Annotated in this window: 19 protein-coding genes; 11 read left to right on the top strand and 8 right to left on the bottom strand. The window is 68.5% G+C overall.

Going from position 1 to position 19,911, the window contains the following annotated elements:
- Positions 1 to 300 precede the first annotated feature (300 nt).
- Both AC1DRO_RS05950 and trxA read left to right on the top strand, forming a co-directional pair.
- Positions 301 to 846, top strand: a complete 546-nt coding sequence (locus tag AC1DRO_RS05950; RefSeq protein WP_476950155.1) for an acyl-CoA thioesterase — start codon at positions 301 to 303, stop codon at positions 844 to 846.
- A 78-nt stretch (positions 847 to 924) separates the two neighbouring features.
- A complete protein-coding gene (gene trxA, locus AC1DRO_RS05945) occupies positions 925 to 1,338 on the top strand; it encodes a thioredoxin (RefSeq protein WP_018773584.1) in 414 nt (137 codons plus the stop codon).
- 109 nt (positions 1,339 to 1,447) lie between these two features.
- On the opposite strand, the gene AC1DRO_RS05940 is transcribed toward trxA, so the two are convergent.
- A complete protein-coding gene (locus AC1DRO_RS05940; RefSeq protein WP_243181142.1) occupies positions 1,448 to 1,726 on the bottom strand; it encodes a putative quinol monooxygenase in 279 nt (92 codons plus the stop codon).
- Between the two features lie 111 nt (positions 1,727 to 1,837).
- Here AC1DRO_RS05940 and AC1DRO_RS05935 point away from each other — a divergent pair, with 111 nt between their 5' ends.
- Complete coding sequence (locus AC1DRO_RS05935; protein WP_476950154.1) at positions 1,838 to 3,526, top strand: AMP-binding protein; 1,689 nt, start codon at positions 1,838 to 1,840, stop codon at positions 3,524 to 3,526.
- Positions 3,527 to 3,548: 22 nt separating this feature from the next.
- On the opposite strand, the gene AC1DRO_RS05930 is transcribed toward AC1DRO_RS05935, so the two are convergent.
- The gene (locus tag AC1DRO_RS05930; protein WP_476950153.1) at positions 3,549 to 4,529 is read right to left on the bottom strand and encodes a DNA-3-methyladenine glycosylase family protein; all 981 of its coding nucleotides are present in this window, start codon (positions 4,527 to 4,529) and stop codon (positions 3,549 to 3,551) included.
- Positions 4,530 to 4,693: 164 nt separating this feature from the next.
- On the opposite strand from AC1DRO_RS05930, the gene AC1DRO_RS05925 reads away from it, so the two are divergent.
- The gene (locus AC1DRO_RS05925; RefSeq protein WP_476950152.1) at positions 4,694 to 5,122 is read left to right on the top strand and encodes a VOC family protein; all 429 of its coding nucleotides are present in this window, start codon (positions 4,694 to 4,696) and stop codon (positions 5,120 to 5,122) included.
- 34 nt (positions 5,123 to 5,156) lie between these two features.
- On the opposite strand, the gene AC1DRO_RS05920 is transcribed toward AC1DRO_RS05925, so the two are convergent.
- Positions 5,157 to 6,350 carry an ArsB/NhaD family transporter gene (locus tag AC1DRO_RS05920; protein ID WP_476950151.1) on the bottom strand — a complete coding sequence of 398 codons (1,194 nt, stop codon included), beginning with the start codon at positions 6,348 to 6,350 and terminating at the stop codon, positions 5,157 to 5,159.
- 92 nt (positions 6,351 to 6,442) lie between these two features.
- On the opposite strand from AC1DRO_RS05920, the gene AC1DRO_RS05915 reads away from it, so the two are divergent.
- The 6 genes from AC1DRO_RS05915 (at position 6,443) to AC1DRO_RS05890 (ending at position 13,325) form a co-directional block, all read left to right on the top strand.
- Complete coding sequence (locus AC1DRO_RS05915; RefSeq protein ID WP_476950150.1) at positions 6,443 to 7,828, top strand: cystathionine beta-synthase; 1,386 nt, start codon at positions 6,443 to 6,445, stop codon at positions 7,826 to 7,828.
- A gap of 17 nt (positions 7,829 to 7,845) precedes the next feature.
- Positions 7,846 to 9,054: a cystathionine gamma-synthase gene (locus tag AC1DRO_RS05910; protein WP_476950149.1), complete on the top strand. Its 1,209-nt coding sequence runs from the start codon at positions 7,846 to 7,848 to the stop codon at positions 9,052 to 9,054.
- A 95-nt stretch (positions 9,055 to 9,149) separates the two neighbouring features.
- Positions 9,150 to 9,671 carry a winged helix-turn-helix transcriptional regulator gene (locus tag AC1DRO_RS05905; protein WP_476950148.1) on the top strand — a complete coding sequence of 174 codons (522 nt, stop codon included), beginning with the start codon at positions 9,150 to 9,152 and terminating at the stop codon, positions 9,669 to 9,671.
- Positions 9,668 to 11,029, top strand: a complete 1,362-nt coding sequence (locus tag AC1DRO_RS05900; RefSeq protein ID WP_476950147.1) for an MFS transporter — start codon at positions 9,668 to 9,670, stop codon at positions 11,027 to 11,029. Before AC1DRO_RS05905 ends, AC1DRO_RS05900 begins: the two co-directional genes overlap by 4 nt.
- A 108-nt stretch (positions 11,030 to 11,137) precedes the next feature.
- Complete coding sequence (locus tag AC1DRO_RS05895; protein WP_476950146.1) at positions 11,138 to 12,496, top strand: glycosyltransferase 87 family protein; 1,359 nt, start codon at positions 11,138 to 11,140, stop codon at positions 12,494 to 12,496.
- Between the two features lie 67 nt (positions 12,497 to 12,563).
- Entirely contained in the window at positions 12,564 to 13,325 is a 762-nt protein-coding gene (locus AC1DRO_RS05890; protein WP_476950145.1) for an SDR family oxidoreductase, read from the top strand.
- 90 nt (positions 13,326 to 13,415) lie between these two features.
- On the opposite strand, the gene AC1DRO_RS05885 is transcribed toward AC1DRO_RS05890, so the two are convergent.
- The 5 genes from AC1DRO_RS05885 to AC1DRO_RS05865 form a co-directional block, all read right to left on the bottom strand.
- Entirely contained in the window at positions 13,416 to 13,898 is a 483-nt protein-coding gene (locus tag AC1DRO_RS05885) for a hypothetical protein (protein ID WP_476950144.1), read from the bottom strand.
- Positions 13,899 to 14,190: 292 nt separating this feature from the next.
- Entirely contained in the window at positions 14,191 to 15,393 is a 1,203-nt protein-coding gene (locus AC1DRO_RS05880) for an acyl-CoA dehydrogenase family protein (RefSeq protein ID WP_476950143.1), read from the bottom strand.
- Positions 15,394 to 15,402: 9 nt separating this feature from the next.
- Positions 15,403 to 16,941: an APC family permease gene (locus AC1DRO_RS05875; protein ID WP_476950142.1), complete on the bottom strand. Its 1,539-nt coding sequence runs from the start codon at positions 16,939 to 16,941 to the stop codon at positions 15,403 to 15,405.
- Positions 16,938 to 18,149 (bottom strand): glutathionylspermidine synthase family protein, encoded by a 1,212-nt coding sequence (locus AC1DRO_RS05870; RefSeq protein WP_476950141.1) that lies wholly within the window; start codon positions 18,147 to 18,149, stop codon positions 16,938 to 16,940. The genes AC1DRO_RS05875 and AC1DRO_RS05870 overlap by 4 nt, the downstream gene beginning before the upstream one ends.
- A 2-nt stretch (positions 18,150 to 18,151) precedes the next feature.
- Complete coding sequence (locus AC1DRO_RS05865) at positions 18,152 to 18,748, bottom strand: Tat pathway signal protein (RefSeq protein WP_476950140.1); 597 nt, start codon at positions 18,746 to 18,748, stop codon at positions 18,152 to 18,154.
- 187 nt (positions 18,749 to 18,935) lie between these two features.
- On the opposite strand from AC1DRO_RS05865, the gene AC1DRO_RS05860 reads away from it, so the two are divergent.
- Positions 18,936 to 19,589: an MOSC domain-containing protein gene (locus AC1DRO_RS05860; protein ID WP_459385436.1), complete on the top strand. Its 654-nt coding sequence runs from the start codon at positions 18,936 to 18,938 to the stop codon at positions 19,587 to 19,589.
- The last annotated feature ends 322 nt before the right edge of the window (positions 19,590 to 19,911 follow it).

The raw sequence follows: 19,911 nt of genomic DNA, 5'->3' as shown, positions 1-19,911 counted from the left end.
GGCGGACGCTTCCCGCGTTACGCCGCACCTAGCTTGGCGCCCGGCCCTTCGCCCTTGGGCAGCCCGAACGACGCCAGATGACCCGGCAACCGCCGAGGTCGAATAAGTCAGCGTGGGCGCCCTTGGAATCACGCCGGGCCAGCCAACCAAACCGCCACCCCACAGACACGTCAGAACGCCCGGCCAAACATGCGGCGCGCACTGTCATGCCCGGAGCATGCACTTGACACGACCTATAGCCAGCTAGGTTCCGGCACCCACCCCTTGGCACACTTGTTACCCGCGGGTAACATATGACTCATGCATCTCCTGTTCCGGACTCTCCTGCTGCTGTTCACGTCCTCACGCCGCTCACCGCTGAGCATCTGGGACAACTCCTCGCTGCCGCTGCGGGTCCTGCCCACGGACATCGACATCGCCCTGCACGTCAACAACGGCATGTACTTCTCACTCATGGACCTCGGGCGCTTCGATCTCATGGCCCGCAGCGGCACCTGGAAGAAGATGCGCCGCCGGGGCTGGACCCCGGTCGCGGCGGGGGAGACCATCGCGTTCCGCCGTTCGCTGCAGCTCTGGCAGCAGTACACGATCGAGTCCAGGATCATGGGCCTGGACTCGAAAGCCATCTACTTCGAACAGCGGATGGTGGTGGACGGCGAAGTGTACGCGCGCGCCTATATCGCCACCCGGCTTCTGAGCAAGGGCAAACCCGTCAGCCAGGAGGAGATCATCCGCGAGTTCGGCGCCCCGCCGTCGGATCTGGAGCTGCCCGGGTGGATCCACGAATGGCGCGAAACCAACGCCCTGCCCGGCGCCAGGCGTCCGGCCCCGCACGCCTGGGCGTGACCTGCCTGCAGCCCCGCCCGGATGTGCCAACAGCGAAATGCCGGGGACAATCCGAGCCCGCTCCCGTACCGTTGACTCATGGCTACCGTAGACATCACAGGTGAACAGTTCGCATCGACAGTCGAGGATAACGACATTGTCCTCGTCGATTTCTGGGCCGAATGGTGCGGCCCGTGCAAGCAGTTCGGCCCCACCTACTCGGCGATCTCCGAGAAGCACCCCGATGTCGTCTTCTCCAAGGTCGACACCGAAGCCGAGCAGCAGCTCGCCGCCGAAGCCGGCATCACGTCGATTCCCACGCTGATGGCCTTCCGCGAAAAGGTCCTGGTGTTCTCGCAGCCTGGCGCCCTGAACGCGCAGCAGCTCGAGCAGGTGGTCGACGCCGTCAAGGCCCTGGACATGGAAGAAGTCCACGCCCACGTGGCCCGGTCCCAGGCCGAGGCCGCCGCAGCTGCGGCCAAGCAGGACGGCACCCAGATCCCGGAGGCCTGAACCTCCACGGCTTAATCCCAGGCTTTAAACAACGCGGGGCCACTCCGCGCCCATAACATCCCTCAGGGATGGGCGCGGAGTGGCCCCGCGTTGTGGTTGGAAGCGTGGGTTAGAGCCTTTCGAGCTTGACCGGCTCGGCCAGCAGCGCGCTGAGGGATTCGTTCAGGTCCTGGACGGCCGTGCCCTTGGAGTGCTTGTCCAGGTCCGCCTGGCTGGCCCACCGTTCGGTCAGGACGAGCTTGTCCTCGCTGGCCTCGGTGAGCTCGTAGCGGATGCAGCCGGGCTCGTTGACCACCTCGTCGATCGCGATGTCCAGGGCGAGCTTCACGCGGAAGAATTCGCCGTCGTTGGGGATGAAAATGGCCTGAAGGTCAACGGGTGCACTCATGGCAATCACCCTACCGGGCTGCCGCGCAGGCGCCGGAACATGACCCAAGATTTCATAGGACTTCCAAGCTTTGCTCTTCTTTTGCCCCCGCACTGTTGGTAGCGTCACACCATGCTTGCTTACACAGCCGGGGACACTGACGTCCCGCTGCTCGAGGAAACCATTGGCGCGAACTTCGAACGGATCGCGGCGCGGTTCCCGTACCACGATGCCCTGATCGAGGCGGCCGCGGTACCCGGCGAAGAGGCCCGGCGGTGGAGCTACACCAAGTTGAACGACGACGTCGACCGGCTGGCCCGTGCGCTCCTCGCCCTGGGCGTCGCGAAGGGCGAGCGGATCGGCATCTGGAGCCCCAACTGCGCCGAGTGGACCATCCTGCAGTACGCCACCGCGAAGGTCGGGGCGATCCTGGTCAACGTCAACCCCGCCTACCGCAGCCATGAGCTCGAGTTTGTGGTCACCCAGAACGGCATGCGCATGCTGGTCAGCGCGCCGTCGGACCGGAACAGCGACTACACAGCGATGGCGCGACAGGCGCTGGCGGCGTGCCCGGACCTGCGCGAGCTGGTCTTCCTCCCGGACGCCGGCCTGGACGGGCTGACCGCCGGCGAACCCGGCACCGAGGCGGAGCGCACCTATGCCGAGCTGCTCAAGCGGGCCGACGACGTCGGACACTCCGAGCTGAAAGCGCGCATGGCGGCACTGGACGCGCAGGACCCCGTCAACCTGCAGTACACCTCCGGCACCACGGGGTTCCCGAAGGGCGCCACACTGACGCACCACAACATCCTTAACAACGGCTTTTCGATCGGCGAGCAGCTGGGCTACACGGAACACGACCGCGTGGTGATCCCGGTGCCCTTCTATCACTGCTTCGGCATGGTGATCGGGAACCTTGCGGCGCTCAGCCACGGGGCCGCCACCATCATCCCCGGCCGGTCGTTCTCGCCGGCCGCGGCGCTGGAAGCTGTGCAGGACTTCGGCGGAACCTCGCTGTACGGCGTGCCGACCATGTTCATCGCCGAGCTCGCCTTGCCGGACTTCGCCTCCTACGACCTCTCGACACTGCGCACGGGCGTGATGGCCGGCTCGCTGTGTCCCATCGAGGTGATGAACCGGGTCATCACGGAAATGAACATGAAAGACGTCGCCATTTGCTACGGCATGACGGAGACCTCGCCGGTGTCCACGATGACCCGGAGCGTGGACACCATGGCCCAGCGCACCGAGACCGTGGGCCGGACCATGCCGAACCTGGAAAGCCGGATCGTGGACCCGGTCACGGGAGAGGTGCTGGAGCGCGGCGGGATCGGCGAACTCTGCACGCGCGGCTACGCGGTGATGCGCGGGTACTGGAACCAGCCTGACAAGACCGCCGAGGCGATCGACGCCGACGCCTGGATGCACACCGGGGACCTCGCCCGGATGGACGCGGACGGGTACATCGTGATCGAGGGCCGGATCAAGGACATGGTGATCCGCGGCGGCGAGAACGTCTATCCGCGCGAAATCGAGGAATTCCTCTACACCCACCCGGACATCCAGGACGTGCAGGTGATCGGTGTCCCGGACACGAAGTACGGCGAGGAACTGATGGCCTGCGTCATTTTGAAGCCGGGGGCCGCGCCGATGGACGCCGCCAGCCTGGCCGAGTTCTGCCGCGGCAAGCTGGCACACTACAAGATCCCGCGCTACCTGGATGTCCGGGAGAGCTTCCCGATGACCGTCTCCGGCAAGATCCGCAAGGTTGACATGCGCCAGGAGGCCGCGGCCCGGCTGGGCCTCCAGACCGGCGGCTGACGGCCCCGCGTTGCTCCTGAGGTCAGTGGCCGCGGTGGTCCTGGATGGTCATGCGCGGGCCAAATGTCGGTTTCCGGAAGCCGCTGAGCCCGATCATCCGGACCACCCGCTGCCGGTGCCCCGCCCACGGAGCCAGCAGCCTGAGCATGCCGGCGTCGTCCGTCCGGCGGCCGGTCAGGGCGGCGCCCACGTAGGCCGCAAGGTGGTAGTCGCCGACCGAGATCGAATCCGGGCAGCCGTGCGTGCGCTGCACCACCTCCGCCGCCGTCCAGACCCCGATTCCGGGCAGGGTCTGCAGCTTGGCCGCCGCCTCCGCGGCCGGGAGGGCGGCGAGCCGTTCCAGCGCGGCGGCGGAACGCAGCGCCCGCATGACGGTTCCCGACCGCTGCGGGCCCACGCCGGCCTTGTGCCATTCCCAGGACGGGATGTGCAGCCACTGCACGGCCGTCGGCTGGACCAGCAGATTGGCCGGCGCGACGGTGCCGGCGCCCGGCGCCGCCGTCCCGAAGCGGTACATCAGATAGCGGTATCCGCGGCGGGCCTCGATAACGGTGACCTTCTGCTCCAGGATGGTCGGCACCAGTGAATCGATCATCCTGCCGGTTGCAGGCAGCCGGATCGCGAGGTTCCGGCGTCGGGCTTCAACCACCATGCGCGGGAGGGTGGCGTGGAATGCGGGCTCGTCGAAGCCGGACCAGTCGTCCTCGCTCCCGAGCATGCGCGGGACGGAATCGACGGCGTCCCCCGCTCCGGGACCCCAGGCCTGCGCGTCCACGGCAGGGTCAGCCCGCGTCCCGGCCGTTGCCAGGCGCAGCGTGGCCGGACCGCGGGGCGTCGTGAACGCGAACCAGATCCCGTCCGGGGCGGTGCGGATGGACGGGTCGCCGTGGCCGCGCAGCAGCGTGCCGATGGTTTGCATCAAGTCGAACGGGCCGCCTGGGTGCCACCGCAATGAGGCGTCCGCCGCGGCGGCAATGCCTGCGGGGGCGTCTGCAAGGCTCATTCGAACATGTTCCCACGGCCCGCTGACAGCAGCGGCATCGGCGGCAACGGCGCAGGGGCCGTAGGGCCCTTAACCTCCAGCGCTGCCGGGGCTAAAATCCGGCTGGGGCGTGGTGTGTCCGCGCCCGCCTCTTGGCCCCGAATCCTTGTTCTTAGGAGAGTGTGATGGCTGGTGGAGTGGTACATTTCGAAATCCCCGCAGACGACGAGGGCCGCGCACGGGAGTTCTACAGTTCGGCGTTCGGCTGGGAGGTAAGCCAGGTGCCGGAGATGAGCTACACCATGATCAAGACGACGCCGACGGATGCCAACGGCATGCCCTCCGTACCGGGTTCCATCAACGGTGGCATGTTCCGCCGCGAAGGCGACCTCACATCCCCGGTGGTCACGGTGGACGTCGACGACATCGACGCGGCGTTGGAGAAGATCAATGCCCTGGGCGGCAGCACCGTCTTACCGCGCGAGGCAATCGGCACCATGGGTTGGGCCGCCTACTTCCGGGACACTGAGGGCAATGTGGTCGGCCTCTGGCAGAACGCCCCGCGTGAGGGCGGCGCCGGGGCAGCGAACGCCGGGAATGACATCGGCGCCTGACGCGCCGGGCACGCCGGCCCGCAGTGCATCCACCTCACTGCATCCCGGTGGTGAGCCACAGCGCCACGACCGCCAACGGGACGGTGAGGACGACGGCGGCCACGCCGGCGAGGGCGAAGCCTCCCCAGCGGATCTCCACGTTCAGGGAGCGGAGCCGCTCGTGCCACAGCAGCGTGGCCAGGGACGCCCAGGGGGTCACCAGCGGGCCCAGGTTCACGCCGATCAGCAGGGCCGCCAGCCGGGCCGGGGAGCCGCCCACCGGTTCCAGGGCCAGGTAGGCGGGGAGGTTGTTGACCGCGTTGGCTGCCCCGGCGCCCAGGCCGGCGAGCTGCAGGAGCGCCGGCAGGCTCTCGCCCGTGCCGGCGATCCCGGTCAGGAACTGGGTGAGCCCGTTGGCGTGCAGGGTCTCCACCACCATGAACAGCCCGGACGTGAGCATCAGCGGGCGCCAGGGAATCATGGACCAGCGCAGGACGGAGCGCCGCCGCCAGAGGAAAAGCAGGAGCAGCGCCGCCGCCGCCGCGAGCGCCGGGATCTGCACCGGAACCCCGGAGACAAGCGCCGGGAGCAGGACCACCATGACCCCCGACGCCGAGTACAGCAGCACCCGGTCCCGGACCTTATGGACGGGCTGGGGGCCGTAGGTGCCGCGCAGGTCCTTCCGGAACGCCAGCCACAGGAGCACCAGCGGCACGAGGATGCCCACCAGGGCCGGGGCCCACACGAGCGAAGCGAACGCGGCGGGGCTGAGGTTGAGCCGCTCCTGCGCGAGCAGGTTGGTCAGGTTGGAGACCGGCAGCAGCAGCGAGGCCGTGTTCGCCAGCCATACGGTGGTCAGCGCGAACGGCAGCGGCGGAATACGGGCGTGAATGGCCAGCAGCACGACGACGGGAGTCACCAGCACGGCCGTCGTATCCAGCGACAGGAACACCGTGGAAACGGTGGCGAGGGCGATGGCGAGGAACCACAGCAAGATGACCCGGCCGCGGCCCAGGGAGGCCAGCCGCTCGGTGACGACGCGGAAGAGCCCGGCCTCATCCACCAGTTCGGTGACAAGGGACATCGCGACCACGAACGCCAGTATCGGCACGGTGCGTGCTGCCAGCGCCTGGAAGGCGGGGACCGGCAGCAGCCCGGACACCAGCGCCGCGCACCCGGCCAGCAGCATGCCCGCGGGCAGCGCATAGCTCCTGAACTTCTTCAGCCGGGCGATCCTCTTCACCGCCATATCCTCGCACCTTTCAGAGCAGTGGCAGTGCCGTGGCAGCGCCGTGGCCGCGCCGACGTGCCCGCCGCGCCGGAGACGGTAACTTTGTACCTATGAAGTACGCCCCGTCCGTCCTGGACCTCATTGGCCATACGCCGCTCGTCAAACTCAACCACGTGACCGATGGCATCGCAGCCACGGTCCTGGTGAAGCTCGAATACCTGAACCCCGGCGGTTCGATCAAGGACCGCATTGCGGTCAAGATGATCGAGGAGGCCGAACGAACGGGCCAGCTCCTGCCCGGCGGCACGATCGTGGAGCCCACCTCGGGCAACACCGGCGTCGGTTTGGCGCTTGTGGCGCAGCAGAAGGGCTACCGCTGCATCTTCGTCGTGCCGGACAAGGTCGGTGAGGACAAGCGGGCCGTGCTCCAGGCCTACGGCGCGGAAGTGGTGGTCACGCCCACCGCCGTCCCGCCGGACAGCCCGCAAAGCTACTACGGCGTCTCCGACCGGCTCGTCACCGAAATCCCCGGCGCCTACAAGCCGGACCAGTTCTCCAACCCTGCCGCCCCGGCCAGCCACTATGAGACCACGGGCCCCGAGATCTGGCACGACACCGACGGACGCATCACCCACTGCGTGATCGGCGCTGGGACCGGCGGCACGATCACCGGCACCGGCCGGTACCTCAAGGAAGTCTCCGCCGGGCGCCCCGGGGCCGAGGGCGGCGTCGTGAAAATCATCGGCGCGGATCCCGCCGGCTCGGTGTACTCCGGCGGCACGGGACGCCCGTACTTTGTCGAGGGCGTCGGCGAGGACATGTGGCCGGCCAACTACGACAAGTCGGTCCCGGACGACGTCATTGCCGTCAGCGACGCCGACTCCTTCGCAATGACGCGCCGGCTGGCTCGCGAGGAAGGCCTGCTGGTGGGCGGGTCCTCGGGCATGGCCGTCGTGGCCGCCATGGAAGTCGCCAAGGACCTCCCGGCCGACGCCGTCGTCGTGGTCATCCTGCCGGACTCCGGCCGCGGCTACCTGGCCAAGATCTTCAACGACCAGTGGATGCGCTCCTACGGCTTCATGGCCGGCGGGGACGAGGCATCGGTTGGCGAGATCCTCAAGGCCAAGACCGGTGAACTCCCGGACCTCGTGCACATCCACCCGAACGAGTCCGTCCGCGACGTCATCAACATCATGAACGAGTACGGCGTCTCGCACATCCCCGTCCTGTCCCAGGAGCCGCCCGTCGTCATGGGCGAGGTGCTGGGCGCCGTGGACGAACGCACCCTCACGGCCAAGCTCTTCCGCGGCGAGGCCAAGCTCTCGGACAAAATCTCCGAACACATGGAGGCCCGGCTTCCCGTGATCGGCTCGCTCGAATCGATCTCGACCGCCCGCGAACTCCTCTCCGACGCCGACACCCTCATGGTGACGTTTGTCGGCGCCCCGGTGGGAATCCTGACCCGCCACGACCTCCTCGCGTACCTCAGCAACTGACCAGTTCAAGGAGTCCCATGTCTGTGCCTGAAAACCCGTCCTCGAAAAACCAGGGTTTCAACACCCGCGCCATCCACGCCGGCCAGGCGTTTGAGCCCCGTACCGGGGCGGTGGTGCCCCCCGTGCACTTCTCCTCGACTTATGCCCAGGACGGCATCGGCGGGCTGCGGTCCGGTTACGAATACGGCCGGGGCACCAACCCGACCCGTGACTCGCTGCAGGAGCAGCTGGCGGCCCTGGAAGGCGGGAGCGCCGCTTTCTCCTTTGGCTCCGGCCTGGCCGCCGAGGACTCGATGATCCGCGCCCTCACCCGCCCCGGTGACCACATTGTGCTCGGCAACGATGCCTACGGCGGCACGTACCGGCTCATCAGCCGGGTCCTGGGGGAGTGGGGCATCGGCAACACCCCGGTGGACATGTCCGACCTCGACGCCGTCGCGGCCGCCGTCGCAGCAGGCGGCGCGGCCGACGGTGGCGGCAAGACCCGCCTGGTGTGGGTGGAGACGCCGTCGAACCCGATGATGAAGATCACTGACATCGAGGCGCTCGCGAAGGTGGCGCACGACGCCGGCGCGCTCCTCGTGGTGGACAACACCTTCGCCTCGCCGTACCTGCAGACCCCGCTGGCCCTCGGCGCCGACGTGGTGGTGCATTCCACCACCAAGTACATCGGCGGGCACTCCGACGTCGTCGGCGGCGCGATCGTGGTCAACGACCCGGACCTCGCCGAGAAGATCGGCTTCGTGCAGTTCGCCGTCGGCGCCGTGTCCGGGCCGATGGACGCTTTCCTCACCACCCGCGGGCTCAAGACCCTCGGGGTGCGCATGGACCGGCACAGCGACAACGCCCAGGCCGTGGCCGAATGGCTGCTGGAGCGCCCCGAAGTGGAGGCCGTGCTCTACCCGGGCCTGCCCACCCACCCCGGCCACGGGCTGGCCAAAAAGCAGATGAAGAAGTTCGGCGGCATGATCTCCGTGCAGTTCAAGGGCGGCGAGGCCGCGGCCCGCAAGGTGGCCGAATCGACCTCAGTGTTCACCCTGGCGGAGTCCCTGGGCGGGATCGAATCGCTCATGAACTACCCGTCCGAAATGACGCACGCCTCGGTCAAGGGCACGGAACTGGCGGTCCCGGTCAACCTGATCCGGCTCTCGTGCGGCATCGAGGACGTGGAGGACCTGATCGCCGACCTCGACGCCGCGATTTCCTCCCTGGCCGCCGGCAGCTAGCTGCACCATAGCTGCGCCGGCAGCCAACCCCGGCGACCGCGCCATTCCGTCGGGCCACCCTAGCTTTCTCTAAGAGAGTCAGCTAGGGTGGCCGCATGGCACTTCGATCCGACTGGTCCCAACGGACCTGCAGCATGGCCCGCGGCCTCGACATCCTGGGCGATCCCTGGAGCGTGCTCGTCATGCGCGAGGTGTTCTTCGGCAACGGCCGCTTCGATGCCATGAAACAGCGGCTGGGAGCGGCCGATTCCGTGCTCACCAAGCGGCTCGCCGGGCTCGTCGCCGCCGGGCTCCTGGCCCGGAGGCCCTACGACGACGGCGGCCGCACCCGCCAGGAATACGTCCTCACCGCCATGGGCGAAGACGCCCTCCCGGTGCTCAACGCCGTCGTGATCTGGGCCGAAAAGCATCTCCCGGCGCCGTCCGGGCAGGCACACATGTTCGTCATCCACAGCGGCTGCGGGGAGAGGACCTCCTCGGCTGACACGTGCACGGCCTGCGGGGAACCGCTGACGGCCGCCAACACGAGCTGGCACAGCCTCTCCCGCACTGCGGACCCCGTGCCGCTGGCCTCGGCCGGCACCGGGACCCCTGTCCAGAACGGAACCGCCGCATGAATGCCCCCGAAACCACCGTGACCCCGGCGCCGGTCCGCCGCCGCATCCACCCGGCGTGGACCGTCGCCGCTGTGGCTTTCCTCGCGCTGGTCGGCGCGGCCGGGTTCCGGGCGGCCCCGGGTGTGCTGATGGTGCCGCTGCAGAACGAGTTCGGCTGGTCCACCACCGTGCTCTCCGCGGCGGTCAGCATCAACCTCGTGCTTTTCGGGCTCACGGCACCGTTCGCGGCAGCGCTCATGGAACGCTTCGGCATCCGCGCAGTCACGGCCGTGGCCCTGATGCTGATCGGCGCCGGCAGCGCACTGACGGTCCTCGTGACCCAGTCCTGGCAGATCCTGCTGACCTGGGGGCTGCTGATCGGGCTCGGCACCGGGTCCATGGCGCTGGTCTTCGCCGCGACCATCGCCAACACCTGGTTCGCCAAGAGCCGCGGCCTGGTCATTGGCATCCTCACCGCCGGCAGCGCCGCCGGACAGCTCGTGTTCCTGCCCTTCATCGCCGCCCTTGCCCAGGACCCGGGCTGGCGGCAGGCCTCGCTCCTGATCGGTGCCGGCGCGCTGGCCGTGGTGCCGCTCGTGCTGATGTTCCTGAAGAACTCACCGGCCGACGTCGGCGTGCTGCCCTACGGAACGACGCCGCCGGCCGCCGGCCCGAACGCCGGCACGGAATCCAGCGGGCCCGAACCGACAGGACCGGCCGCCGGGCAGGAAGAGCAGGAGCCCCGCCGGAACGCCGCGGTCCGTGCCCTGCAGGTCCTCAAGCGGGCCAGCAAAGTGCGTACCTTCTGGGCCCTGGTGGCCGGCTTCGCGATCTGCGGCGCGACCACCAACGGGCTGATCGGCACCCACTTCATCCCCTCCGCCCACGACCACGGCATGCCCGAAACCACCGCGGCGGGCCTGCTCGCCGTCGTCGGCCTCTTCGACATCATCGGCACCATCGCCTCCGGGTGGCTCACGGATCGCTTCAACCCCCGGATCCTGCTCGCCGTGTACTACCAGTTCCGCGGGATCGGGCTGCTGGTCCTGCCGCTGCTGCTCAGCGCCACCGTCCAGCCCAGCATGATCGTGTTCGTGGTCATCTACGGCCTGGACTGGGTCGCCACGGTGCCGCCGACCGCCGCGATCTGCCGCCAGGTGTTCGGTGCCGACGGGAGCGTCGTGTTCGGCTGGGTGTTCGCGGCCCACCAGCTCGGCGCGGCCGCCGCGGCCCTGGCTGCCGGGGCGGTCCGGGACGCCACCGGCCAGTACACCTACGCCTGGTTCGCCGCCGCTGCCATGTGCACCATCGCCGCCGTCATCAGCGCCACCATCCGCAAGGACGCCCGGAAGCCGGAGTCCGTCCCGGTCCCGGCGTAGCTGTTCTGTAGACTGACCCGACAGCGAGGGCGCGTTTGCGCCGCCCTGGACGGAACCGACCAAACGGCCAGCGCCTACATCAGCAGCCCGATGGGGGAGTACATGTCAGTGCCCGTTTCAGACCGCAGCCCGGTGCGGTATTCACCCTTCCCGCACCTGTTCAGGCTCTCCGTCATCCCGGCCATCGCTGCGGTGGCCTACTTCATCTGGATCTCGCTCGGAGTCTGGGGCAAGCACGGCCTGGACTTCAGCGTCTACTGGTACGGCGGCAAAATCCTCAACGACGCCGGCGCGGCACCCTCAGCGCTGTATGCGGGCAACGTGGACTGGGCCGGCGGACCGGCGCTGATGTTTACCTACCCGCCGTTCGCCGCCATCGTCTTCGGCCTCTTGGCCAGGCTGCCCCTGCCGGCGGCGCTGACCCTGTTCAACGCCGCCGGCGCCGGGGTGGCGATCCTGGCCGCGGTCCGAACGGTCCGGTACTGGAACGCGAAGACCTCCTGGCGCGACACCTTCCGGGCACCCGGCAACGGCTGGGCCGCCGCCGTCCTGGTCCTGGCGGTGCTGAACCTGGGTCCCTGGCGCGAGACCCTGGTGTTCGGCCAAATCAACGCCCTGCTGATGGGCCTGATCGCCGTGGACCTGTTGGCCCGCAACCGGCGCTGGTCCCGCGGTTTCCCCGGCAGCGGCTTCCTGGTGGGCGTCGCCGCCGGCATCAAGCTGACGCCCCTGGTGTTCGGGCTCTACTTTCTGGTCCGCAAGGACTGGCGCGGACTGGGCAACATGGCCGCCGGCTTCACCGCCACCGTGGCGGCCGGCTGGCTGCTCCGGCCCGCCGAATCCCTGCAGTTCTGGCTCCAGATGCTGCCCGACACCTCCCGGATGGGGGGAGCAGGCTATGTGGACAACCTGTCCATTAAGGGCGCCCTGCTGCACTTCGGGGTCCCGGAAGCGCACGTCACCGTGCCGTGGCTGCTGCTGAGCCTGGCGGTTGTGGCCGTGGGCGCCGCAGTGATCAAGGCAGCCAGCGATCAGGGTGCCCGCGTCGTGGCCGTATCGGCGACCGCGCTCACCATGCTGCTGATCAGCCCGGTCTCGTGGTCCCACCACTGGGTGTGGGTCGCGGCGGTCTTTCCGGCTTTCGCCTGGACCCTGCGGGAAGCTCCGCGCCGGTACGTCGGGATGCGCTGGACCATGGGCGGCGTGCTGGGCCTGTCGATCCTCGTATTCCTGTTCTCGCCCAAGACCATCGGTACGGCCCTCGGCGCCGAAAACCTCGACATCCAGACGCCCGGGGTGTGGATCATGGCCTCCAGCGCCGGCGTCTTCTGCGCCCTGGCCCTGCTGGTGTGCTGGCTCGTGGCCCTGCGGCGGGATCCGCTGGGGCCGGAGCCGGACCTTGCCCCCGAGGCGGTTGCCGAGCGGGACGTCCGGGCCGCCGTCTCCACTTCCACAGCCTCCTTGTAGGCACCGCACTTAGCGGGCCCCGCACTTAGCAGGCGCCGCGGCGGCCGCCACCGCTAGGCTGTTCGGCATGAGTTCACCCGACGGACGTAAGACGGCCCTTGTCACCGGGGTCGGCCGGCTCGCCGGAATCGGCGCAGGCATCGCCCGCCGCCTCGCCGCGGACGGCTGGGACCTCGTGCTGACGTACTGGCAGGACTACGACGCCCGGATGCCGTGGGGAGTCCAATCGGACGACGTCGAACGCCTCACCGCCGAGCTCCAGGCGATCGGCGCCGCCGTCGTGGCGCTGCCGGCGGATTTCCAGGACCCGGACGCCGTGGACCGGCTGATGTCCGCCGCCGCAGCGGAGGCCGGAACCCTGCAGGGCCTGGTGCTCAGCCACGCAGAATCCGTGGACTCCTCCATCCTGGACACGTCCCTGGAGAGCTTCGAGAGGCACTTTGCGGTCAACACCCGGGCCAGCTGGCAGTTGATTGCCGCTTTCGCCCGGCAGGCCGGTCCCGACGGCGGCGCCATCGTGGCCCTGACCAGCGACCATACCGCTTTCAACCTGCCCTATGGGGCATCAAAGGGCGCCCTGGACCGGATCGTGATCGCCGCCGCCCGCGAACTCGGCCCGCTCGGGATCAGCGCCAACGTCCTGAACCCGGGGCCGGTGGATACCGGGTGGATGGATGTGCCGCTCCGTGACGAACTGGCCCGCCGGCACCCCGGCGGCCGGCTGGGCACACCGGCGGACGTGGCCGGCACCGTCGCGTTCCTGCTCTCGCCCGAGGGCCGCTGGATGTCCGGGCAGCTGGTCAAGGCCGACGGCGGATTCTCCGCCTGAGCCGCTGGGACCCCGGTGACGCTCTGATTCATGGAGCGTGTGTGGTCTTTGGGCAGCGTCCGGTGGCGGCCGGACCCGGTCCGCCGGCGCTCAGCCGGCGGTCAGCAGGGCGAGGGCGGTTGCCAGTTCAGTGGCGGCGCCGTGGAGGAGGCGGGCCGTCTCCCGTGCCCGGGTCTTGCGTCCGGACTGGAGGTCGGCATCGATGAGGCCGGCGATGAGTTCGAGCCGGCACGCACCGGCCTTGGATGCGGACCAGGACAGGCTTTGGGCGGCCAGGCGCGCGCCCTCCCAGTCCCCGACGGCCAGGGCCTGGTGAATCTTTTCGACCCGGTGGGGAAGCATGAGCTGGAATGTGCTGACGAAGTCGTGGAACTTCCACGATTGGACCGTCCCCATGCTCTCCTGAAGCCGGTCGCGGTCCAGGACGAGTGCCGCGCTGATGCGGGCCCGGTGCCGGTGGGGTCCCTGGTCGGAAGCGGAACTGTCCTGGCCGTCCCCGCCCGCGCCGGCAGTGGCGTGACGTGCCGGAAAGAAACGAAGTGTCCACGCGGCTGGCTTTGCGTTGAGACTCATGATGTCCCCCTTTACTTGGCAGCCCGTTCCGCCCGTCGGGCACGCAGGGTGTTCAGCTCCTGTGTCTGGGACGGGCGGGACGACATCGGTTCGACCGGCCAGAGAAGAAGTGCCGTGGGCTATTTGGCTGCCTCTGCTCCGGTGGCGATGGCACCACTGTACGAATGCGCCCCCGGGAGAACACGAGTGTTGGCTACCCGAAAACCCAGCAGTCACCACTTGCATCACTGGCCTCATCCGTATCGCGTGAGGAGCGGACACGGAAGCACTGCCGCGAAATACCCCGCGGCTCTCAGCGGAACGCGGGGAGGCCCGTGATGTGCTGGCCCAGGATCAGGGTGTGGACCTCGTCGGTGCCCTCGTAGGTCCGGACGGATTCCAGGTTGGCGGCGTGCCGCAGCGGGGAATGGTCCAGCGTGATGCCGTTGCCGCCCAGAATCGTGCGCGCCTCCCGGGCAATGCTCAGCGCCTCCCGCACGTTGTTCAGCTTGCCGAGCGAGATCTGCTCCGGACGCAGCCTGCCGGCGTCCTTGAGCCGGCCCAGGTGCAGGGCCAGGAGCGTGCCCTTCTGGATCTCCAGGACCATGTTCACCAGCTTTTCCTGCGTCAGCTGGTACCCGGCCAGCGGCTTGCCGAACTGCAGCCGCTCCTGGGAGTAGGCCAGCGCGGCCTCATAGGAATCCCGCGCGGCGCCCATAGCTCCCCACGCGATCCCGTACCTGGCCTCGTTGAGGCAGGAGAAGGGACCCCTCAATCCGCGCGCCGCGGGCAGCAGCGCCTCGGGGCCCAGCCGGACGGCGTCGAACGTGATGTCGCACTGGATGGAGGCGCGCATCGAGAGCTTCTGCCCGATCGGCGTCGCGGTGACGCCCGCGGTGCCGGCGGGGACGAGGAAGCCGCGCACGCCGTCGTCGGTCATGGCCCACACCACCAGCACGCCCGCCACCGAGGCGAGCCCGATCCAGCGTTTCGCGCCGTCCAGGATCCAGCCCGCGTCGTCGCCGGAGCCGTCGCGGCGGGCGAAGGTCTTCATCGAGGCAGGATCCGAGCCGGCCGCGGGCTCGGTCAGGGCAAACGCGCCGATCAGTTCGCCGGCGGCCATCCGGGGGAGCCACTCCTGCTTTTGGTCCTCGGAGCCCCACTTGTGGATGGCCGTCATGGCGAGGGAGCCCTGCACGGAGACGAACGTGCGGACGCCCGAATCGCCGGCCTCGAGTTCCATCGCCGCCAGGCCATATTCGACGGCGGAGCGGCCGGGGCAGCCGTAGCCCTCCAGGTGCATGCCGAGCACGCCGAGCTCGCCAAGTTCCGGGGCGAGCTCGAGGGGGAACACGGCGTCCTCGTACCAGCCGGCGATGCCCGGCCGGATCCGCTGGTTCGTGAAATCGCGGACGCGCTCGCGCACGGTGCGCTCCTCCGCGCTCAGCAGGGAATCGATGGCCAGGACATCGGAGACGTCGGAAAGGTCATTGTTCATGCCAGCTTCGTTGCTCATGCCAGCATCCTACGGCCGCACCTGCAGGGGCGCGCCGGCGGCGGGGTGGTGCTGCAGGAAGTAGCCACGCGTGGACGGCGCGAAACGGCAGACGGCGGCCAGCGCAACGCCCAGCCCCAGGAGCAGCACGCCGCTGATGAAGGCCCCGCCGACGCCGAAGATCTGCGTATCACCGTAGTCCGGATCCCACATCTGCACCGCCGAGACGAAGAATGCCGCAGTCAGCATAAGGGCGCCGAGCAGGGGCATGACGCCGCGGAACCAGAAGTTCCGCGCCGAGCCGCGCAGGGTCGCGCGGAAGTACCAGACGCACGCAAAGCCGGTCAGGGCGTAGTAGAACGCGATGAACAAGCTGATCGACGTGATGGAATCGGAGAGCAGGTTCTCGCTCAGGAGACTCATCAGGACGTAATAGGCGACGGCCGCGGCCCCCATGACCTGGGTGGAATACCCCGGCGTCTGGTTGTGCGGGTGGACCTCGCCGAACCTGCGCGGCACGGCTCCGTGCACGCCCATGGACAAGGTGCCGCGGGCCGTGGGAAGGATGGTGGTCTGGGTCGAGGACAGCACCGACGCCAGGACGGCGACGACGATCAGCCAGCCCCAGGGGCCCAGCACCACGTCCTTCATGGCCAGGAAGACATCGTTCTGGTTGGCCTCGTTGCCCAGCCCAATCCCTTCCGTGCCCACCGTGGCATACATCATCACCAGCAGGGCCACAGAGACGTAGATCGCCACAAGGACAAGCGCGGAAATGACGGCGCCTCGGCCGGGCGTGGTGGCAGGGTTTTCGGTCTCCTCGTTCACCGCGAGGCAGGTGTCCCAGCCCCAGTAGATGAACAGGGCCAGCAGGGCTCCGTGCACCACCGCGCCGGGATCGGCGAACGCACCGGCGGGGTTGAACCACTCAAGGTCGAAGGCTTGGCCAGGGGCCGCGCCGGGCACCGCGCCCGCGATCCGGAAGATGATTGCCATCGCGAAGATGCCCAGCGAGAGGTACTGCACGTAGGTCAGGACCCGCTGGACATGTTCCCCGAGGCGGATGCCGCGGTAGTTCACGAAGGTCATGAACACGATGAACAGCACACCGGTGGCGGTGACCACGAGGCTGTTCCCGGCCAGCGAACCGTCGCCGATCAGCAGCCACAGGTACTGCCCGGCGACCTGGGCGAGGTTGGCCAGGACCACGACGCCGGCCAGGGCCACGCCCCACCCGCCCAGCCAGCCGGCCCAGGGACCGAACGCCCGGCGGGCCCAGATGAAAGTGGTCCCGCAGTCCGGCATGGCGCTGTTGAGCTCACGGAAAGCGAAGGCGATGAAGAGCACGGGCACGAAGCCCAGCAGCAGGATCAACGGGGTGTAGTTGCCGTTCACCGCCACGATCAGTCCCAGGGTCGCCGCGAGCGAATAGACCGGCGCGGTGGAAGCCAGCCCCAACATGACGGAGTCTCCGAGATCCAGGATCCCGGCGCGCAGTCCCTTGGCCGGAACTGCCGCGGGACCCCCGGGGCCGCCGGCCGTGGTCATCGTCGTGGTTCCGGTGCTCATAGGGCAATACCTGCCTTGCTGGAGTGGGCCTGGTTCGAGGCCGGGGCGGGCGCGTCAATCGTGTTGGGCACGAAGCGGCAGAAGTAGTCGGTGATGGGCCCGTCCGACTCGCGGATGCCGCAGCCAACCGATTCGCCGTCGACCACCCAGAGGCCGAGCACGGGGCGGTTGCCGTCGAAGTCGGGAAGGGCATGGAACTGCTGGTAACACCAGCCTTCCCGGCCGTAGTCGCCGGGCTGTTCGAGGTCGATGCCGGCGGCGTGGATCCTGATGTTGTCCCCTTCCCGGCCATGCAGCGGCTTGGCCACCCACTCCTTGAGCGGCCCGGGACCGTCAAGATAGGCCGGAAGCAGGTTGGGGTGGTCCGGGTAGAGGTGCCAGAGCGCCGCGAGCAGGGCCTTGTTGGACAGGAGCATCTTCCAGGCCGGCTCCACCCAGCGCGGATTGTGGGCGCGCTGCAGCAGCCGCTGCCCGAACGGCTCCTTCATCATCAGTTCCCAGGGGTAGAGCTTGAACATGGTGCTGATCATGAAGTTGTCGAGGTCCACGAAGCGGTTGAGGTCCGGATCCCAGCCGATGTCGGACATGTTGATGCCGATGGTGGTCCAGCCGGCCTGGCTCGCGACGTCCCGCATGTAGGCTGCCGTCATCCAGTCCTCGCCGGATTCTTCCGCCTCGGAGTGGGCGACGTGGAGGGTGCTCATGCCGGTGCGGTACTGCAGCCTCTTCCACTGTCGGATGAGGGCTTCATGGATGCCGTTCCACTGGTCCTTTTCGGGAAGGACGTCCTGCAGCCAGAACCACTGGGCGACGGCGGCCTCAATGAGTCCGGTAGGGGTGTCCGCGTTGTACTCCAGCATCTTGGCCGGGCCGCCCCGGCCGTCGTAGACGAAGTCGAAGCGGCCGTAGACGTCCACATCGCCGGCCTGCAGCGATGCAGCCGCCAGTTCCATGGCCTGCGGCCCGATCCCGATGTTGCCCATGGCCCCGGTGGCGAGGAACTTCGCGGCCTCGAGGCACATGCGGTGCATGTCCTCGGCGGCCTTTTCGAGGGTCTCCACTTCGTCCATGGTGAATTCGTAGTAGGCGCCTTCGTGCCAGTACTCGACGTTCGTGCCGTCGGGCAGGGTCGTGGTGGAGAAGACGAGGCCTTGTACTTCAATCCGCTGTTTCCAGTCCGGCCGCGGCGCGGATCCCAGTCGTTTCATCCCTAGCCCCCCGTGCTTCCGCCCTTGGCGCTGCCGCCGAAGCCGCCCCTGCTGACCGTGCCGCCCTTGGCGCTGTACCCCGTGGACGCCTTGGCCCCGGTGGGAACTGTCCTGCTGTAGCTGGGGTAGCCGGACCGGTTCTGGCCCAACCCGGGCACGCTGGCGCCGCGGGAGTAGAAGTACCAGGCGTAGATGCCGGAGCTGCGGCCGTCCGTGCTGCTGTTGTTGCACTGGGCATCATCGACCCGCTCGCCGGTGTCGTCGTTGAAGCACACCTGGGCGTAGTCGGCCGCGTCCTCGTTGCTGGCCACCATGGCGGTGATCGTGCCGGCCAGGAGCGCCGTGACGCCCAGCCCGACGACGACGGTACGGCGCTGCGAACGCTTCTTCCGCGCCGCCGCGGCCGCCAGGCCGCGCTCGCGTTCCAGAGCGAAGGGGTCAACCACGGCGGGGGCAGTGGCGTCAGCCGGAAGTCCCGGCGGCGCGGGCTGGCCGGGCTGGTTCTGCAGCTCGGGCCGGAGCTCCGGCTGTGGAATCTGCCACGGAGGCTGCTTCCGGTCCTGCCGTGGACTGTCCGGGTGCTCGTCGTTTCGGCCCAAATGTGTCCCCTCACGTCTGGCCGCAGGGTATCCCGCGGAAGGCTTGCGTGCTTTTCCCGACGCCAGCCTAACCGGCCGCCGGATCCCGGGCGATGGAAAGGGCGTGCCGTGTCTGCGGCGGGCGCGTGGGAAGCGTGCCTGCGCTGAGTCCGGGGCCGCGGGCACGCCGCAGGCCTACACTGGTGCCATGGAAACCGCATCCGTGCTTGCTGTCTGCAGGGTTCACCAGCTGCTCGATGATCCCGGCAGCGTCGGGGTCACCGCGATCGACAAGCGCCCCGTGGACGGACCGGTGAAAGTCCACAAACTTGGCCTGCGCGGTGATATCCAGGCGAGCAGGATCCACCACGGCGGCGAGGACCAGGCACTCTACGCGTACTCGCAGGACGACGCCGACTACTGGGCCGGCGAACTCGGCCGGGACATGCCAGCGGGCATCTTCGGCGAAAACCTGCGGATCACGGGCCTCAACGCCTCCAACGCCGTGATCGGCGAACGGTGGAAGGTCGGACTGGACGTCGAGGTGGAAGTCACCTCCCCGCGCATCCCCTGCGCCACCTTCCAGCGGCGGATGGGCGAGCCGCACTGGGTCCAGCGGTTCACCGAGGCCGGCAGGGTGGGCACCTACCTCCGCGTGGTCCGGACCGGCAGCATCGAGGCCGGAGACCACATCCACCGGCTCTTTGTCCCTGCCCACGGCGTGACAATCGCCAAGTGGTTCACCGATCCCACCCTGGAGGACATGGAGGCCCTGCGCGACGCCGACGCCGACGGCCAGATCCGCCTGCAGCCCGAGTACCACCAGAGGTTCGAACAGCTGCAGCGCCGTCTCGGGGTCTAGGCGTGGGGAGCCGGTGTGCGCAAGCTCACCAGCCGCCGTCGGCCCCTCAATTACCACTGTTCCGCTCCATGCCCTACACTTGAAATATCCCCCACTCCGGAAATCCCTTATTCCTGCCCAATTCTTGAGGCAGGACTGGCAAGTGTTGGGGCCCGCAAATGTGATGCGGGCATTTTCATAGGGAGAGCCGGCAAAAGAAAACGCTGTACAGACTGCTGGGATAGCAGCCAAGAGATGCAGCGGGAAGTCCTGCCACGGGATTGCGAAAGCGCCGGACTTCTATGTGACCCGCCGGTCAACCGTACGCCCGGCAATTCGTGTC

This window comes from Arthrobacter sp. P4_F11 (assembly GCF_056401395.1).
Note: the sequence above shows the minus strand (reverse complement) of the source record. Positions and strands in the feature narration are given on the sequence as shown.

Coding starts and splice junctions, on each gene's coding strand:
- AC1DRO_RS05950 (WP_476950155.1), top strand. CDS start 301: ATGCATCTCCTGTTCCGGACTCTCCTGCTGCTGTTCACGTCCTCACGC.
- AC1DRO_RS05940 (WP_243181142.1), bottom strand. CDS start 1,726: ATGAGTGCACCCGTTGACCTTCAGGCCATTTTCATCCCCAACGACGGC.
- AC1DRO_RS05885 (WP_476950144.1), bottom strand. CDS start 13,898: ATGAGTCTCAACGCAAAGCCAGCCGCGTGGACACTTCGTTTCTTTCCG.
- trxA (WP_018773584.1), top strand. CDS start 925: ATGGCTACCGTAGACATCACAGGTGAACAGTTCGCATCGACAGTCGAG.
- AC1DRO_RS05935 (WP_476950154.1), top strand. CDS start 1,838: ATGCTTGCTTACACAGCCGGGGACACTGACGTCCCGCTGCTCGAGGAA.
- AC1DRO_RS05890 (WP_476950145.1), top strand. CDS start 12,564: ATGAGTTCACCCGACGGACGTAAGACGGCCCTTGTCACCGGGGTCGGC.
- AC1DRO_RS05915 (WP_476950150.1), top strand. CDS start 6,443: ATGAAGTACGCCCCGTCCGTCCTGGACCTCATTGGCCATACGCCGCTC.
- AC1DRO_RS05860 (WP_459385436.1), top strand. CDS start 18,936: ATGGAAACCGCATCCGTGCTTGCTGTCTGCAGGGTTCACCAGCTGCTC.
- AC1DRO_RS05910 (WP_476950149.1), top strand. CDS start 7,846: ATGTCTGTGCCTGAAAACCCGTCCTCGAAAAACCAGGGTTTCAACACC.
- AC1DRO_RS05925 (WP_476950152.1), top strand. CDS start 4,694: ATGGCTGGTGGAGTGGTACATTTCGAAATCCCCGCAGACGACGAGGGC.
- AC1DRO_RS05920 (WP_476950151.1), bottom strand. CDS start 6,350: ATGGCGGTGAAGAGGATCGCCCGGCTGAAGAAGTTCAGGAGCTATGCG.
- AC1DRO_RS05900 (WP_476950147.1), top strand. CDS start 9,668: ATGAATGCCCCCGAAACCACCGTGACCCCGGCGCCGGTCCGCCGCCGC.
- AC1DRO_RS05905 (WP_476950148.1), top strand. CDS start 9,150: ATGGCACTTCGATCCGACTGGTCCCAACGGACCTGCAGCATGGCCCGC.
- AC1DRO_RS05880 (WP_476950143.1), bottom strand. CDS start 15,393: ATGAGCAACGAAGCTGGCATGAACAATGACCTTTCCGACGTCTCCGAT.
- AC1DRO_RS05870 (WP_476950141.1), bottom strand. CDS start 18,149: ATGAAACGACTGGGATCCGCGCCGCGGCCGGACTGGAAACAGCGGATT.
- AC1DRO_RS05930 (WP_476950153.1), bottom strand. CDS start 4,529: ATGAGCCTTGCAGACGCCCCCGCAGGCATTGCCGCCGCGGCGGACGCC.
- AC1DRO_RS05875 (WP_476950142.1), bottom strand. CDS start 16,941: ATGAGCACCGGAACCACGACGATGACCACGGCCGGCGGCCCCGGGGGT.